Genomic DNA, 16510 nt, shown 5'->3' on the forward strand with positions numbered 1-16510 from the left:
GGAGAGGTGACCGACCGCTGGGTATGGGACTCGGGCTACCATCTGTGTCGCCATGCAGACGAACCCCACACACACCAGCCTGGTCGCGATCGGCGACTCCTTCACCGAAGGCATGTCGGACCTGCTGCCCGACGGCTCCTACCGGGGCTGGGCGGACCTCCTCGCCGCGCGGATGGCCGCCCGCACCCCCGGCTTCCGGTACGCCAACCTCGCCGTGCGCGGCAAGCTCATCGGACAGATCGTCGACGAGCAGGTGCCGGTGGCGGCGGCCATGGGCGCCGACGTCATCACCCTGGTCGGCGGCCTCAACGACACCCTGCGCCCCAAGTGCGACATGGGCCGGGTCAAGGGCCTGCTCACGGAGGCCGTGGAGCAGCTCGCCCCGGCCTGCAAACATCTGGTCCTGATGCGCAGCCCGGGCCGGCAGGGGCCCGTCCTGGAGCGGTTCCGGCCGCGCATGGAGGAGCTGTTCGTATGCGTCGAGGAGCTGGCGGAGCGGCACGGCGCGCTCGTCGTCGACCTGTACGGCGCCGCGTCGCTCGGCGACCCGCGCATGTGGGACGTCGACCGGCTGCACCTGACGCCGGAGGGGCACCGCCGGGTCGCCGAGGCCGTCTGGCAGACCCTCGGCCACGACCCCGAGGACACCGAGTGGCACATGCCGATGCCGGCCACCCCGCCCCCGGGCTGGGCCGCCCGCCGCGTCGCGGACGCCCGCTTCGCCCGGCAGCACCTGCTCCCATGGATCGGCCGCCGCCTCACGGGCCGCTCCTCGGGGGACGGCCGGACAGGCGCCCAGTTCAGCGCCGAACTCGGCAAAGCCTTCTGGGTCACCCCTGTGGACCACACAAACCCCGGCCCTGTGACGGACTGGCGACAGGTGGGCCCCTAGCAGGGCCTGTCCAGGCGGATCATGGGCGGCCATGATCGGATCGATGCTGCGGTGACGGTGCCGCCTGCAACGCCCGACACCGGACGGCCAAAGGGCCTTCACCGGTCACACTTGCGGTCATGACGAATCCCGACGGGGTGAGTGAGCCGCCCGTCCGCCATCCGCTGACCGCGTCGACCCTGTCCGTCCGGCTGACCTTCGACGGACACACCCTGAGCATCACGCGCCGGCTCTGGCCACTGCCCTGGGGGCGCACCATACGCATCCCGCTGCGCGACGTGATGGCCATTGAGGCGTGGGTGCGCGAGAAGAACCCTGGTGCGGACGGGGGGAAGACGATGAGCTGCTACCGGGTGCGCCGCTACCTGCATGCCGAGCAGCGCTCACGGGACATCCGGATCAGGCGGTCCGGGAGTGCCACGGCCGATGACTTCCGTCGGTTCCAGGTGGCGGTGAACGAGGCGGTGGTTGATCACGCGCGCGGCATCATCGACGCCCGGGGGCCCGGGGCGCCTACCGGTCCGGCGCACTGGGACGCCGGGTTCCAGGCCATGATCGCCCACGGGCTGCGCACGCCCCACCCACTGGCCGAGGACCCCCGCTTGAAGAACCACACCCTGCTTCCCGGCTGGGCCGTGCAGAAATCCGGCGCGTACGTACTCCACCAGCTACGACTCCGCGACGGCGCCCTCCTCGAGTGGCACCGCTTCCTGCACGAACCACTCGCTCCTTCGTCTCCGCAGTAACCGCGTCTTCCTCCTCCTTCGCCATGCATGATGACGGGATGAATCATGGCGACCAGCGCTTCCACGTCATCGTGCTGTCGAACTTCGCGAAGGGCTTCGACAAGTACGCCTTCGCTTACGGTAAGGCGGGGATTCCGGAGAGTACCTTTCCCGACCGGTTCCACCTGCTGACCCGTGCGGAGTTGGGAATCGGCATCGGCAAGGCGCGCCGCCTGCTGGACCGTCTGGCCATACCGGGCGACCGGCTGCTGGTGCTGGAAACCACGGTGGAACCGGACAAGTTGGTGCCCAACGTGTCGACAGGCCTCGGCATGGAACTGCGTGAGGCTCACATCCGGTTGTCAGCCGTCCACGAGCTCGACCACGTGGGCGACGAGTTCACTTTGCGCCCGACAACCGTCGAGGATGCCATGGCGGCTTCCCTGCGTCTGCACCCATCGGCACAGCGCCGCTACGCCGACATGCGACCGCGCTCGGTTTCGCTTCTGCCGGTCGCCGCCGCCTGCCAAGCCCGGTGTTCGTTCTGCTTCTCCTCGGCTTCGATCTCCAGCGACCAAGCGCCGGCCCGGGTCCCGTGGGACGCGGTCGCCCACTGGCTGGAGCGCGCCCGAGCGGCGGGTGCCGAGCGGGCAGTGATCACCGGCGGCGGAGAGCCCACGCTCATACCCTTGGAACAGCTGCTACGGCTGGTGTCCGCCTCCTCGGCGGCCTTCCCGAAGGTCGTGCTCATCACCAACGCGCACACCCTGGCGAAGGGTCAGCACGCCGACCGGGCCGGCCGGCTGGCAGCCCTGAGCGCCGCAGGCCTGAGCGTGCTGGCGGTCTCCCGGCACCATCAGGACGACGCCGTCAGCGACCGGCTGATGATGTTGCGCACGCCGGTGAGCTCTGTGATCAACACCTGGCGTAGGGAACGTGACCGCTGGCCGGGGCTGCGGATGAGGCTGATCTGCGTACTCCAGCACGGGGGCGTGGCCGACGCGGCCGGCGTCGCCGACTACCTTTCGTGGGCCGCGGCTCTCGGCGTCGAGGAAGTCTGCTTCAAGGAACTCTACGTCTCCACCAGCACTGAGTCGCTCTACTTCGAACGCGCCGCCAACCGCTGGAGCCGAGAGCACCAGGTGTCGCTGTCCGTCGTCACCCGCTTCGCCGAGCAGCACGGCTTCGAACCGGCGAGCCGCCTGCCCTGGGGTGCGCCGGTCTATCACGGCAGCTGGGACGGCCGGCCGATGCGGATCGCCGCTTACACCGAACCCAGCCTGCTCTGGGAACGCTCCCATGGGATCGCACGCAGCTGGAACGTCATGGCCGACGGACGCTGCTACGCCTCCCTGGAAGACCGGGCCAGCGAGATCGTGCCGGAAGGTGCGACGGCATGAGGTTCGAGGAGTTCCAGGAATTCCGGCACCGGCAACTCATCGCTGGTTCGTCCCTTCTCGATGCCGCCGAGACCAACGTGTACCGGGCGCTTGCTCCGATGCGACCGGAACCGGCGCCCGACATGACTACGGTGCACCGGTGCGATCTCGCCCGTGCCTGGCTGCGGCGCTTCGAGCTGCCGGAAGAGTGGTCCGGCCGCGCCATGGTCTGCCGAGGGGTCCGTCACGGGCTCGGCGTGGTGTTCCACTGGCTGCGCGCCGTGCAAGCGCGGTTGTGGCTGCCCAGCGACGTGTACCCGGTCTACTTCGAGCTGGCCCGCGCTGCGGGCCTGGCGCCCGCGTCCTACCCGACGCTGCCGGCGCCGGCCCTGCCGAGATCGCCGGCGGACGACCGGCCCGAATACCTGCTGCTCGCCAACCCCAGCAAGCCGCTCGGCCGGTACCTGTCCGATGCCGAGTGCGCCGCGGTGATGTCGTGGTTGCGGGAATCACCATGCCGCCGCCTGCTGATCGACAGCGTCTACGACCTGGGAGCCCCGTTCGCTGCCGGCACACGGCGACTGCTGGACACCGGTCGCGCGGTCCTCCTGCATTCGGTCACCAAGGGATGGCTGTGGCCACGCACATTCGGCGTGGTCCTGCTGGATCCGGCGCAAGCCGCATTGGCCGAAGCGTTCCGGGCCGTTCCGCCGGCGCCGGCGCAGCTGAGGCTCGCCGACCGCCTGCTGACCGAGCACAGCGACGTGCCCCGGCAGGTCGTCGACGCACTGGCCGCACGGGCTGAGCGGTTGTTCGAACGGTTGCCGGACGAGGTGCTCGGGGCCATTCCCACGGCGAGCCGGACGTGTCCCGGCAACTACTTCTTCCCGGTTGGAATCCCGGCGGAGACGCTCCGGCATGAGTGCGGCGTGCTCGCCATGCCGGTCAGCGTGTTCGGGGACAGCAGTTGGTCCGGCTCCATCCTGACCAGCCTTGCTGACGCTTTCGGCCCGACGCCGGCGGTGGCGCGATGAAGCCCCGCGTTCCGGACCAGTCAACCCCCATGGGTACACCGTCCGGGGACGGCCTGCGTGACGGCCGGCGTGACGGCCGTCGTAGGTTCCGCCGAACCGGGCGGTGGCGCCGGCCTGCACGAATCGCCAGTAGAATCCTAGGTTGATTCTAGTGATCAAGTTAAATGACCAGGTCAGAGGCGCTCTTTTTGCTCCATGTGGGGGATCGCGTCTCACATTCCTGTCACTGTTTGCCGGGGGCGTCGTCGCCCTCACCTCCGGGACCTCCCCGGTTGTTCCCCCGATGTCGCCGGCCGGCCCTGATCTGCGAGATTGTCTCGGCTCGACTGGATTCTCCAGGAATGCCCCCAGAAGGCCGATGGGAATGCCTGAGCCCCAAGAGGCCCGTCGCTGCATGGCGGTCGTCGGTGATCGGGTGGGTGTCCCCGATCATGAGAGATGCCTGGACAACGGATCACGTAACGCCGGAAGCGACATGGCGGTGGAGGCCTCACGCCGCAGGATCGCGTCGCGGGGCGTGTGCGGACGGTGCGGTTGGACCCCTACCGCCGCCCCTCCGCCAGCACGGTGCGCCTCACGTGTTCCCCGCTCGGGCTGTCCCGACATGCGCTGTACCAGCGCTGCTCAGGGGCGCAAGGCCGCGGTCGCGCACGTCAACATGCACCTGGCGCACCTGCGCGCGGACGGTGGGCCGCGCGGGGCGGCCTGGTGCGGCTGCCGCACCACCGACTGCGCTGGCATCCGACAGTAGGGACGGTGCGGCGGACCGGCGGTTTTGTTCGTGTATGCGGACCGGCCCGGGCGAGTGCGGCGGATTACGGAAACCTGCACGTGCTGCGCAGCCGCCACTGCCGGTTGCCGCGTCCTTGCCGCAGCCCCACCACCGCGCCCCGCTGTGTCCCCGGGGGCAGCACGATGAGCGCCGGCACCTGATGCTGCGGCCGCGGTGTTCTCCGGCCACCTCCCCGCCGCGGAGGCCGCCGTCCCGGCCCACGAGCCCACTGCGGCGCCCCGGGCCCGCGCCGCCGCCTGTGGGACATCCGAGGAGACGAGGAAGAGAGGGAAGATCGCGCAGCGAATCGTCCCCGACAACCCGCAGCCCGATGCGCTGCGCGAAGAACTCATCGACCTCGGGGATGCGTTCCGCGCCTACCAGCAGCACACGGAACCTGACCTGGCGCTCCGCGCCACACTGCTCGAGCGCAAGGCCCGTGCCTTCGCTCAGTGGGCCGAGGTCACCGGCACCCCCTCTCTACGGCACGAAGCCGACCGCACCCCTCGGGCGGCGACCGCGGAGGAGGCTGCATTCCTCGTCCTCGGTCCCGGCACCGCTTCGCGGGGTATATGGGATCTTGACGCCGGCCGCTCGGGTCGGTGCTCTGGCGTGATTGCCGACGGCCGCGGCGGCATGATCGATCGTGCTGATGCGACTGGCCTGCCTGTGCGTGGCGCATGCGTTCGCTCTGCTGCGTCTGTCGGCGGTGAGCGAGTGGCAAGGAGGTGGGAGGGACCCGGACGGTGGTCGTACCCGCTGCGTCGGCGAACCGGTCGCGGAACCCGACGGTCAGCTGGGCCGGTAGGGGTCAGCGAACGGCTCCAAGGACTGGCGGACCTCCTGTTGGGCGGCGTCCAGGCGCGGACCAGGGCCGTAGTGACGGGCGCGGGCCTTGCCGTGTGGGGCCAGCCAGCCGATGCGGACCAGATCGCGGATGTCGCGGATGGCCTGCTGGTCGGAAAGGTCGGCGTCCTGCTGGTAGACGGTGCGGCGGACCTTTGAGCCCCAGAAGGCGGGAAGCAGGGCGTAGACAACGCGTTCGTCCAGGCCGTCAGCGGCGGTGGCCTCGCCCAGGTTGATCCAGGCGCGGGCAATCAAGTCGGTGCGGCGCTGGGCCTGCTGGGCCTGGCGGTGGTGGGCGCCGAGGCAGAACCGGATCCACGGATGCGTGTCGCGTCCGGGACTCCACTTCGGGCCACCGACCTGCTGGAGGACTTGGTAGTAGGCGTAGGTGTTCTGACCGCGGCCCAGCCACTCCTCGATGCTGGAGAACTCCGGCGGCAGCATCTGCTCGGCCTCCCGGGCGAACACCAGCGTGGACAAGGCGCGGGACATGCGCCCGTTTCCGTCCTTCCACGGGTGGACGTTGACCAGGTTCAGATGCGCCATCGATGCGCGCACGTGCACGGGCGCGTCCAGGTCGCCGTCATTGAGCCAGTCGATCAGCTCCGTCATCAGCCCCGGGACGTGTTCGACATCGGGGGCGGTGTAGGCGGGTACGAGCGGGTCGTCGGGGCTGGTGACATACACCGGCCCGTCCCGCCAGCGGCCTGGGCGCTTGTCGAGGTGGTGTCCCTGGAGCATGAAGTGCAGTCCGCCAAGCAGGCCCGCGTCGTACCGGAACTCCGACCCGGCATCCGCAAGGGCCTGGATGTAGGTCATCGCACGCTGGTAGCCCTCCAGCTCCACCCGGGTACGGTCTGCGGTCTCCAGCGGCTCCTCGCCGGCCATCAGCGCCTCGACATCGTCCACGGTCGCGGCGTAGCCCTCGATCGTGTTCGACCCGGCGATCGCCCGCGCCGTCAGGTTTCGCCGCAACTGCCCCGACCACCGTGGCTGCGCACGCAGCTGATGCCGCAGATTGCGCCGCATCTCCTCGATCTCCGCCAGGACGCGGTGGTCGTCGGCGTCCAGCGCCGGAGTGCTGTACAACATGACTCGATGACACCATGACTACATCATCATGTCAATCGGGGGTTGCCTTGCTGAATCCCCGTCCGTACAGGTCATGCCGCATGTTCGTACTCGTGGAGGACGCCACCAATGAAGTTTCCCAGGGAAACTTCACCTGCGCTCCGGCGCTCACCGTAGCCACGACCGGGACCGCCGGCCCTGCGATCGCCGCGCGGCAGCGGTTCGTTCGCCGGACGTTGTGACGCATGGTGCGCAAGGAGTACGTCAACGGCTCACGGTCGATTCACGGACCGTCAGGCTGCAGGGCATGCGATGCACCCCCAAGGCGACTCGGCCGTCGATCGCGGCGAACAGGTACTGGGCAGCCGTACGGCCGAGGACTTCCAGGTTCATGTCGATGGTGGTCAGCGGGGGCCGGTTCTCGGTGGACAGCACCTCCCAGTTGTCGTACCCGACGACCGCGATGTCGTCCGGAACCCGGCGGCCCCGCTCACGGACCGCCTCGACGAAGCCGGCGGCGATCTGATCGCTGCCGCAGAACACGGCGTCGACCGTGGGGTCGGTGGCGAGCACGGTCTCCGCTGCCTGCCGTCCCCACCGCTGCGACCATGCGCCGAAGTGCACCTGGCCGCCGGCGAGCATGATTCCTGCCTCCTCAAGGGCCGCGAGGGTCCCGACCGCCCTGTCCTGGGCGGCCTGGTAGTGGGTAGGCCCGGCGATGTGGGCGATATGCCGCCTGCCGATGCTCACCAGGTGCTGCACGGCGATGCGGGCGCCTCCGACATCGTCGGGTGTGAACGAGACGTCCTGCGGATCCTCGGAGGGCCCGTAGGCGTAGACGACCGGAACGGCCAGGTCGCGGCTGATCGACGGCCGCGGGTCGGTGCTCTCGCCCACCACGATGATCCCGTCGACCCGGCGGGCCAGCAGTGTGCGTATGTAGTGCTGTTCGCGGACGGGGTCCCCGCGGGCGTCGCAGAGCAGGACGGCCATCTCTCCCGTACCGAAGGCGTCCTCCGCGCCGAGCAGCACCGGGATGCCGAACCGGCCGACGCTGTCGCTGGTGAGCAGCCCGACGGTACGGGTCTGGCCGGAGATCAGGCTCTGGGCGAGCGCGTTCGGCTGATAGGAGAGTTGCTCGGCCGCCCGGAGAACACGCTGCAGAGTCTCGGCGCGGACCTTGCTCCGGCCGTTGAGCGCCTTGGACGCGGTCGCGATCGACACCCCCGCGAGCGTGGCCACATCGGTGATCGTGGTCACCCTTCGCCGCTGAGAACGCATCGTTGGGACAACCACCTCGTCGAGGACACCACCGCCGGCTCCATGGTTCCTGAAGATGGGCCCGGGGACCAGAGGAACCCGCCTTTGGCTTGGCGGGTTCCCGTATCGCCGGCGTCTGGCCGGTGTCTCGCCGTCCTACGGCCGGTGCCTCAGCCGACCCTGGCCGTCCAGTCGTCGTTGGGGTGGTTCAGGGCGAAGGTGAGCGACGGGCAGTCAAAATCGCCGCCGGGGGGAGGCGGGTCGCTGTCCGGCGTGCTGTTGCCCGCTGTGGCCGGTGTCCAGGTCGAGCCGGTGAGCAGCTGGATGCTGCTGCTCTCGAAGGTCTGACCGGACATGTCCCGGCAGTAGTAGCCGACCCCGGTCGAGGGGTTCACCGAGGTGTAGATCTCGAACATGTCCCAGCCGAACGGGTACTGCGGTATGTCGTTGCTGCCCGAGCTGGTGAAGAAGGTGTCCCAGGTGTGCGTCCGGTAGTTGAACAGGTACGCCGTCCACGTGTTGGTCCTGGCCGAGGTCCGGTGCTCGTCCAGGCGGTAGGCGGGCCGACCGTGGACGGTGGTGGTGTAAGTGGCCAGGAAGGCGGAGTCCATCCGGGTCACCTTGCCGACCCCGTCACGTCCGCCGCACCAGTCCCACGCCCACAGCAGTGGACCGTCCGGTGTGTAGGCGGTGGTCATCTCGATGCAGGCGCCACTTGCAGGCATGGCCGTCGGAGCGTAGACGTAGTCGTCTCCGCTGGTGGGCTGGGCGCCCGGGATGACGCTCTGGTCGGCCTGAAGTCCCTGGCTTGCGCCGTTGGGCATGGTGATGCCCCAGTTGGCGTGCAGCTGGGCGTCCAGTCCGGCCCGGGGGTGAGCGGCGGGTCGCACGGTCGTGCGTGTGCGCTCGTCGGCGAGCTGCCGGAACCGGTTGGCGGCGGCGCCGGCCGCCTTCCGCGCGGCCGGACCGGTCAGGCCCGGAACCACACCGGCGATCGGCGCGACCGCGCCGCGCGACGCCGGGTCGTCACCGACCGGCCGGGCGATGCCGGCGGTCGTCGCGGCCGGGGCGTCGGCGTTCGATGGCGTCGACGCCGCCAGCGCCGGGTTCAGACTGCTGGTGGCGATCAGGGCGGCTGCCGCGGTGGCGACTGCGGCTAACGACTTCGTTCTGATTCTGCGCGGAGTTCTCATGTGGGGGGATCCTTTGGGGGGGTGACAGAGATGGCAGGGCCTGGACACGACGTGGTGCCGGGACCGGCAGGCCTTGACCGGAAGGGCGTCAGACCGGAAACACTGCCTGCTGGGCCGCGGTGAGCACCGTCCGGCGCTGCGCGGAGGTCATCAGGCCGGCGCCCACCCGCGCCGACGAGACCGCGTCCACCGCGCTCACCACGGCTGACCGTCCGCCGAACGGACCCCGGTCCCAGACCTCGTCGAGGAAGGTGCGCCCGTCGCCGCCCTTGCGGTTGGTGACCCCGGTGTCGGTCGAGCCGAATACGATCGTCGGTTCGTACCGCTTCCAGTAGGCGTGGTAGCTCGCGGTGGTGCCGATGTAGAACGGGACGAAGGTGAGGCCGTCACGGGTGGTGAAGGTCATCGGGGCCGACCCGGGGCGGATGACCTTGCTCAGGTCGCGGCTGAGCGGGTAGTCGCGGTAGAGGGTCAGGTTCCGGTAGCTCGTCGAGGAGTTCTGGATGACCAGCGGGACCGGTCCGCAGGCCAGGCTCTGGGTGGCGGGGTCGTCCAGCGCGCGCTCGATCCGCAACGTGAAGGGCGCGCTGACCTCGACGGTGTCGCCGCTGCTCCACTGCCGATCCAGGGTCACGTAGGTGCCGGCCGTGGTGATCACGTCCTGCACGGTCCCGTTGAGCCGCACGGTGAACCCGCGTTCGACCCAGTAGGGCACCCGCAGCTTGAGCGCGAACCGGCCGCTGCCGGTGACCGTGAGGGTGCTGGTCCCGGACGGGTCGGTCGGGTAAGCGGTCGTCTGGGTGATCGTCAGCCCGCGCTGCGTCCAGTGCAGCGTGGAGGGGATGTAGAGGTTGACGTAGAGGGCGGAGTCGTCGGCCGACCTGAAGTAGACCGAGTCCTGGAACTTGGTGTGTGTCTCCAGGCCGGTGCCGCCGCAGCAGGTGCCGAGGTTGCCGTAGTCGCGGCGCGCGCCGGGGTTCACCGGGACGAAGTACGTCAGCAGCGGGTCCCAGGAGCTGCTGGTGTTCTGCCGCGAGGCGAGGATCTGGCCGTACAGGGCCCGCTCGTAGTACTGCATGTACGTCGGGTCGGCGGTGTTGAAGAACAGGCCGCGGCTGAGCTTGAGCATGTTGTAGACGCAGCACGACTCGGCGTTGGACGTCTGGATGGTGGCCGCGATGACGTCCCGCGCGCCGAAGATCTCGCCGGAGCCGGCCATGCCGCCGTCGAGGTAGGTGCGGTGCGGCACCACCATGTCCCAGAAGTTCCGCGCGGCGGTGATGTACGAGGAGTCGCCGGAGCGTTCGTAGATCGCCAGGTAGCCCTGGTACTGCGGGATGTGCTGGTTGGCGTGCTCGCCGTCGAGGGTGTCCTGGTCGTTCTCCGCGGCCTGCAGCAGGTAGGTGTTGTCGAAGCACCTGGCGGTGGTCAGGTAGTGCTGGTTGCCGGTGAGGGCGTACAGGTCGGCCATCACCACCGGCATCGCGTTGTACTCCCCCGCGATGTAGATGCTCCACATCCGGTCGAGCTGGGTGCGCGGCAGGTTCCCGAGCCGGCTGTACGCCCAGTCGGCCATGCCCCTCACGATGCCCAGGGCCTCCTGGTTGCCGGTGTACTGGTAGGCGTCGAGCAGGCCGCGCATGATCATGTGGTTGGTGTACCAGGGCGCCCAGACCGTCGGGTACGTGGCATATCGCTCCAGCTCGATGAACTGCGTCTCGGGGTACGCGGCCAGGTAGCCTGCGCGGCTCGGACCGCCGGGGGTGCCGACCTGGGCGGCCAGCGCGGCCTGGCACTGGCCGAGCGCGGTGACCATGTGGTCGGCCCTCGACTTGAAGGCCGGGTCCCCGTCGCCGGCGTAGGCGAGCGAGAGCGCGCTGAGGAAGTGGCCGCCGTAGTGGCCGCGCAGGTTGCTGTCGTACGTCTCCCAGCCGCCCGGCGGCTGGGCGCCGAGCGTGTCCAGGCCGGCGTTGTCGCGGTAGACGGCGAGCATGTTGTCGATCGGGTACTGCCTCAGGAAGTTCAGTATCCGGTCGCGGTTGGCGGTGAACAGGCTGCTTCCGAGAGTCACCTCCGTGTTGTCGAACGGCTTGACGACCCAGCTCGAGGGTGTGGGGAGCGCCATGCCGGCGGCGGGGGACGCGCCGGCGGACGCGATGCCGCGGGTGCCCGCTGCGCGGGCCGGGGTCGACGAGGTCGCCGTCTGTAACGCGGGGACGGCGGCGGCGATCGCCGCCATGCGCAGCGCGTCGCGGCGCGTAAGGTCTGCCATGTGGGGCTTCTCCTGCTCGATCGAGGGGAAGCCGGAGCCAGTTGGAAGCGGCCGGGCCCCGGCTTCCGGTGGTCATGAGGCGAGCGTGCTGGTCACACTCTTGGCGCCGGGGTCGCTGGTGACCGTGTGCGTGCCGGAGTCGTAACTGCCACCGCTGACCGAGGTGACACCGACGGAGGTCAGGATCGGGAGCTGGATGGCGACCATGCCGCCGGGCAGGGTGCCGGACAGCGAGACGGTGACCACCCGCCCGGAACCGGGCTTGGTGACGGCGAGCGAGACCCCGTAGGTGCTGCGGGATCCCGAGCCGACGTCGTAGGAGGAGGTCAGATTGCTCACCGGGGTGGTCTGGCCCGCGGCGATCCAGCTGTTCGGGATACCGCGGCCGATGTAGAGCGGCCGGGTGAAGGTGTACGGGACGGAGCCGGTGGAGGCGCGGCCCTCGGCGACGATGGACTCGATCAGGTCCTGTTGCTGGGCCGAGATCGGCCAGGCGTACGGGATCGCCCCGAACTCGGGCCCGGCGTGGTTGCCGATCCACGGATTGGCGCTGGAGGGCCCGCTGCCGTTGGCCTCCCCCCAGGCGTTGGGGCCGCCCGTGGTCGTCGCGATCTGCCCGGCGTAGCTGGTGATGGGCAGGTCGCGGTACTTCGTCCCGTGCAGGCCGTCGGAGGCGTAGGCCGTGTTGTACGCCGTCGAGTAGCCGTCCAGCGCGGCGAGCAGGGCGGTGACGGCGGCGGCGGCGATTCTGCGGCGGCGTCGCGGCCCGCGCAGGGGCATACGCTTCATCGGGGGATCACCGGCTTCGGTAGTTCCCGTGCGGGGGTGGGCAGGTCGTCATCGCGAGGGATCCTTACCGTGGATGGGGAGATGTGGGGGCCCGCGGTGCGGTTGAAGCCTTGCGATGTGAGCGCCAACAGCCCTTCGGCGCGCGGGCTAACTCCGCGCGTGGAACTGCGGCCTTCCAGCGCCACCACCTTCCCCATGGGGAGGAGCAGGGAATGACGGCACTGGAGCGACCCGGGGCCCGTGGTATGACCCGTGGCGCATCGAAAACCTTTTCCTTGCGGGAAAGTAGGAGCGCTCACATCGATCGTCAATGCCTTGCGCAGAACATTCCTCGGCCGCATTCGGCGGAGACGGGTTGCGGGGCAGAAACGGGCGCCCACCCCATCCCGGCACATAGGCCCCCAACTTGACATCCCGGCTCGGTTCTTGTGGGCGTCGACGGCCTTGTGCGCCGGGCAGTTGGCCGGCGCGGTGCTTGGTGCGGGCCTTGGCCGGCCAGGCGCCGACCTTGACGGTGTCGCCGTCGTGAGCTTGCCCCACACCGCCTGGTAGGACGCGTTCTCGAAGAACGCGAAGGCCAGCACGAAGTACAACACCACTCGGGAGGGCAGCAACCGAACCCTGTGCTCGCGGGCACCGGTGTCATCGAGCACCGCATCAACCAGGTCGGGGTCGATGATTTGCGTCAACTCTGCGGGTGCCGATAAATCATCCGCCCAGGTGACGGTCTAGATCATCGATCTTGGAACGTGCCGACCGCTGGTCCCCCGGTCTTCACCCGGGCAGGGCACGGGCGGCATCATGACCTCTCGTGCTGCTGCGTCTGACCTACCTCGCGGTCACGAACACCTTCGCGCTCCTGCGCCTGCTGCCGATGAGCGATCGCGAGAAGGAAGTTGAGATTCTCGCGCTGCGGCACCAGTTGCTGGTCCTGCAACGCCAGGACGGCAAGCCCGCGTTCACCGATACCGACCGCGTGATCCTTGCCGGCCTGCTCCACCATCTGCCGAGAAAGAGGTTGCGGCGGCTCCTGCTGCTGGTTCGTCCGGACACGATCTTGCGCTGGCATCGCGATCTGCTGAGGCGGCGAAGCGTCGTGGGCGCCCGCCGACCGTCCGTTCGATTCGCGCTCTGGTGCTGCGTCTGGCGCGTGAGAACAGCTCGTGGGGGTATCGCCGGATCCATGGCGAGCTTGCGGCGCTGGGCATCAAGGTCGCTGCCTCTACCGTCTGGGAGATCCTCAAGGAGCACGGCATCCCGCCCGCACCCGAACGCCAGGGCACGACCTGAGCCGCCTTCCTGCGCGGCCAGGCGGATGCACTGCTGGCCTGCGACTTCTTCGAGACTCGTACGCTGACCGGTGCGCGCCTGTACGTCTTCGCGGTCATCGAGCACGCAACCCGCCGTATCCGGATCCTGGGTGTCACCGCGCACCCCACCGCGCAGTGGGCGGTGCAGCTCGGGCGCAATCTCGTCATGGACCTGGAGGACACGAGCAGCGGGTCGAGGTTCCTGATCCGTGACCGTGACTCGAAGTTCACCCAGTCCTTCGACGCGGTCCTGGCCGACGCCGGGATCACGGTTGTCACCAGCGGCATCCGGATGCCGCGGATGAACTCCATCATGGAGCGCTGGATACAAACCTGCCGGCGCGAGTTGCTGGACCGCACCCTCATCTGGGACCAGCGTCACCTGCTCCACGCGCTGCGCGAGTTCGAATCCTTCTACAACGGGCATCGGCCCCACCGGGCCCTGAATCAGGCCGCCCCGCTCCGCCCGCTGCCCCAACCGATCAGCGAACCAGGGGGGATCGCGAACCTGCAGATCCCTCGACGCGACCGACTCGGCGGAACTTTACACGAGTACCAATATGCCGCTTGACCAGCCCGGATGATCAATCGGCACCCACAGAACCGCGTGGTTGACGGCGCGGGCGAGCTGCCGCAGGTGAGCGGCGAAGCTCACCAGGTCGTCGGCCACGTCGACGCACCCGACACAGACGCCCACGGGCAGCAGATCCGGCGTTGCCGGAACTGCGGCAGCCACGTGTCCACGAGCGGCAAGGGCAAACCCCACTCGCCCAGCGGCAAGGCACAATGTGCTCAGGAGCCCTCGACAGAGCACGCGTCCTGACGGCAGAAGCGGGCGTCTCACACTCGTCTCACAGACCCCACGGAAGAGCGCAGGTCGGAGTGCATCCGACCTGCGCTCTCTGGACTCTATGGACGATTCGGCGGCCCTCTGGACGGCAGGTAAACTCCATACACGTGACTTCCGCTGCCGCCAAGCCCCGCATCCCCAACGTCCTCGCCGGACGTTACGCCTCCGCCGAGCTCGCCACGCTCTGGTCGCCCGAGCACAAGGTGAAGCTGGAGCGTCAGCTCTGGCTCGCCGTGCTGAAGGCGCAGAAGGACCTCGGGATCGAGGTGCCGGACGCGGCGATCGCCGACTACGAGCGTGTTCTGGACACCGTCGACCTGGCCTCCATCGCCGAGCGCGAGAAGGTCACGCGGCACGACGTGAAGGCGCGGATCGAGGAGTTCAACGACCTCGCCGGGCACGAGCAGGTCCACAAGGGCATGACGTCCCGCGACCTCACGGAGAACGTCGAGCAGCTGCAGATCCGGCTGTCGCTGGAGCTGGTGCGCGACCGTACGGTGGCCGTCCTGGCGCGCCTGGGCAAGCTGGCCGGCGAGTACGGCGAGCTGGTCATGGCCGGCCGCTCGCACAACGTGGCCGCGCAGGCCACCACCCTCGGCAAGCGGTTCGCCACCGCCGCCGACGAGCTGCTCGTGGCCTACGGCCGGGTCGAGGAGCTGCTCGGCCGCTATCCGCTGCGCGGCATCAAGGGCCCGGTCGGCACGGCGCAGGACATGCTGGACCTGCTCGGCGGCGACGCCGCGAAGCTGGCCGAGCTGGAGGACCGCATCGCCGGTCACCTGGGCTTCTCGCAGGCGTTCACGTCCGTCGGGCAGGTCTACCCGCGGTCGCTGGACTACGAGGTCGTCACCGCGCTGGTGCAGCTCGCGGCGGCTCCCTCCTCGCTGGCGAAGACGATCCGGCTGATGGCCGGGCACGAGCTGGTGACCGAGGGCTTCAAGCCGGGTCAGGTCGGCTCGTCCGCGATGCCGCACAAGATGAACACGCGGTCGTGCGAGCGCGTCAACGGGCTCATGGTCATCCTGCGCGGCTACGCGTCGATGACCGGCGAGCTGGCGGGCGACCAGTGGAACGAGGGCGACGTGTCCTGCTCGGTGGTGCGCCGGGTCGCGCTCCCGGACGCGTTCTTCGCGCTCGACGGCCTGCTGGAGACGTTCCTGACGGTGCTCGACGAGTTCGGCGCCTTCCCGGCCGTCGTCGCCCGTGAACTGGACCGCTACCTGCCGTTCCTCGCCACCACCAAGGTGCTGATGGGCGCGGTGCGTGCCGGTGTCGGCCGTGAGGTGGCGCACGAGGCGATCAAGGAGAACGCGGTCGCGTCGGCGCTGGCGATGCGCGAGCGGGGCGCCGAGCGCAACGAACTGCTGGACAAGCTGGCCGGCGACGAGCGTCTTCCGCTCGACCGCGCGCAGTTGGACGCGCTGATGGCCGACAAGCTGTCCTTCACGGGCGCCGCCGCCGCGCAGGTGGCCGTGGTCGTCGGCCGTGTCGAGGAGATCGTGAAGCAGCGCCCGGAGGCGGCCGGCTACACCCCCGGAGCGATCCTCTGACCCGCGTCGCACGCTTCACCCGGGCGGAGCTGGAGGCCGCCCGCGACCGTCTCGTGCCGGACGTCGTCGCGGGCGGCCTCCGCGTGCTGTTCTGCGGCATCAACCCGGGCCTGATGACGGCGGCGTCCGGCCACCACTTCGCCCGCCCCGGCAACCGCTTCTGGCCGGTGCTGCACCTCTCCGGCTTCACACCGCGGCTGATGAAGCCGGCGGAGCAGCGGGAGTTGCTGTCGCACGGGCTCGGCATCACGAACGTGGTGGCGCGGGCGACCGCGCGGGCCGACGAGCTGAGCGCCGAGGAGTACCGGGAGGGCGGGCGACTGCTGGCGGAGAAGGTGACGCTGCTGAAGCCCCGCTGGCTGGCGGTGGTGGGCGTGACGGCCTACCGGGCGGCTTTCGACGACCGCAAGGCGGCGGTGGGTCCGCAGAAACGGGTCATCGGGGACACACGCGTGTGGGTGCTGCCGAATCCGAGCGGGCTGAACGCGCATTGGACGGCGGCGACGATGGCGCAGGAGTTCGCCCGCCTGCGGGTGGCGGCGCAGGGCTGACGCCGGCGAACGGCGC

Annotated in this window: 13 protein-coding genes and 1 pseudogene; 7 read left to right on the plus strand and 7 right to left on the minus strand. The window is 69.5% G+C overall.

Annotation, left to right across the window (positions count from 1 at the left end):
* Positions 1–52: 52 nt before the first annotated feature.
* The 4 genes from ACZ5SK_RS35360 (at position 53) to ACZ5SK_RS35375 (ending at position 4030) form a co-directional block, all read left to right on the plus strand.
* Entirely contained in the window at positions 53–892 is an 840-nt protein-coding gene (locus ACZ5SK_RS35360) for an SGNH/GDSL hydrolase family protein (protein ID WP_334583040.1), read from the plus strand.
* 119 nt (positions 893–1011) lie between these two features.
* A complete protein-coding gene (locus tag ACZ5SK_RS35365; protein WP_468158718.1) occupies positions 1012–1638 on the plus strand; it encodes a hypothetical protein in 627 nt (208 codons plus the stop codon).
* A gap of 38 nt (positions 1639–1676) precedes the next feature.
* The gene (locus ACZ5SK_RS35370; protein WP_468576952.1) at positions 1677–3017 is read left to right on the plus strand and encodes a radical SAM family protein; all 1341 of its coding nucleotides are present in this window, start codon (positions 1677–1679) and stop codon (positions 3015–3017) included.
* Entirely contained in the window at positions 3014–4030 is a 1017-nt protein-coding gene (locus tag ACZ5SK_RS35375) for an aminotransferase class I/II-fold pyridoxal phosphate-dependent enzyme (protein WP_457495526.1), read from the plus strand. Before ACZ5SK_RS35370 ends, ACZ5SK_RS35375 begins: the two co-directional genes overlap by 4 nt.
* Positions 4031–5594: 1564 nt before the next feature.
* Here ACZ5SK_RS35375 and ACZ5SK_RS35380 read toward each other — a convergent pair.
* The 7 genes from ACZ5SK_RS35380 to ACZ5SK_RS35410 all read right to left on the minus strand — a co-directional run bounded on the left by ACZ5SK_RS35380 (position 5595) and on the right by ACZ5SK_RS35410 (position 13236).
* The gene (locus ACZ5SK_RS35380; protein ID WP_468158717.1) at positions 5595–6740 is read right to left on the minus strand and encodes a Fic family protein; all 1146 of its coding nucleotides are present in this window, start codon (positions 6738–6740) and stop codon (positions 5595–5597) included.
* A 243-nt stretch (positions 6741–6983) separates the two neighbouring features.
* Positions 6984–8000, minus strand: coding sequence for a LacI family DNA-binding transcriptional regulator (locus ACZ5SK_RS35385; RefSeq protein ID WP_443041383.1), 1017 nt, complete (start codon positions 7998–8000; stop codon positions 6984–6986).
* A gap of 149 nt (positions 8001–8149) precedes the next feature.
* Positions 8150–9172, minus strand: a complete 1023-nt coding sequence (locus ACZ5SK_RS35390; RefSeq protein ID WP_361709086.1) for a carbohydrate-binding protein — start codon at positions 9170–9172, stop codon at positions 8150–8152.
* Positions 9173–9260: 88 nt separating this feature from the next.
* Entirely contained in the window at positions 9261–11444 is a 2184-nt protein-coding gene (locus tag ACZ5SK_RS35395; protein WP_457495524.1) for a glycoside hydrolase family 127 protein, read from the minus strand.
* Between the two features lie 72 nt (positions 11445–11516).
* The gene (locus ACZ5SK_RS35400; RefSeq protein ID WP_457495523.1) at positions 11517–12233 is read right to left on the minus strand and encodes a hypothetical protein; all 717 of its coding nucleotides are present in this window, start codon (positions 12231–12233) and stop codon (positions 11517–11519) included.
* Complete coding sequence (locus ACZ5SK_RS35405) at positions 12230–12886, minus strand: transposase domain-containing protein (RefSeq protein WP_334583816.1); 657 nt, start codon at positions 12884–12886, stop codon at positions 12230–12232. Before ACZ5SK_RS35405 ends, ACZ5SK_RS35400 begins: the two co-directional genes overlap by 4 nt.
* A 146-nt stretch (positions 12887–13032) precedes the next feature.
* Positions 13033–13236, minus strand: coding sequence for a hypothetical protein (locus tag ACZ5SK_RS35410; RefSeq protein ID WP_468158732.1), 204 nt, complete (start codon positions 13234–13236; stop codon positions 13033–13035).
* Between ACZ5SK_RS35410 and ACZ5SK_RS35415 the strand changes: the two are divergent.
* The 3 genes and pseudogenes from ACZ5SK_RS35415 to mug all read left to right on the plus strand — a co-directional run bounded on the left by ACZ5SK_RS35415 (position 13144) and on the right by mug (position 16494).
* A pseudogene (locus tag ACZ5SK_RS35415) lies at positions 13144–14114 on the plus strand (integrase core domain-containing protein). The gene ACZ5SK_RS35410 and the pseudogene ACZ5SK_RS35415 sit on opposite strands and share 93 nt — an antisense overlap.
* A 386-nt stretch (positions 14115–14500) precedes the next feature.
* The gene (purB, locus tag ACZ5SK_RS35420) at positions 14501–15943 is read left to right on the plus strand and encodes an adenylosuccinate lyase (protein ID WP_334583050.1); all 1443 of its coding nucleotides are present in this window, start codon (positions 14501–14503) and stop codon (positions 15941–15943) included.
* A gap of 53 nt (positions 15944–15996) precedes the next feature.
* Positions 15997–16494 (plus strand): G/U mismatch-specific DNA glycosylase, encoded by a 498-nt coding sequence (gene mug / locus ACZ5SK_RS35425; RefSeq protein WP_334583051.1) that lies wholly within the window; start codon positions 15997–15999, stop codon positions 16492–16494.
* The last annotated feature ends 16 nt before the right edge of the window (positions 16495–16510 follow it).

The organism is Streptomyces sp. NPDC031474 (genome assembly GCF_055581185.1).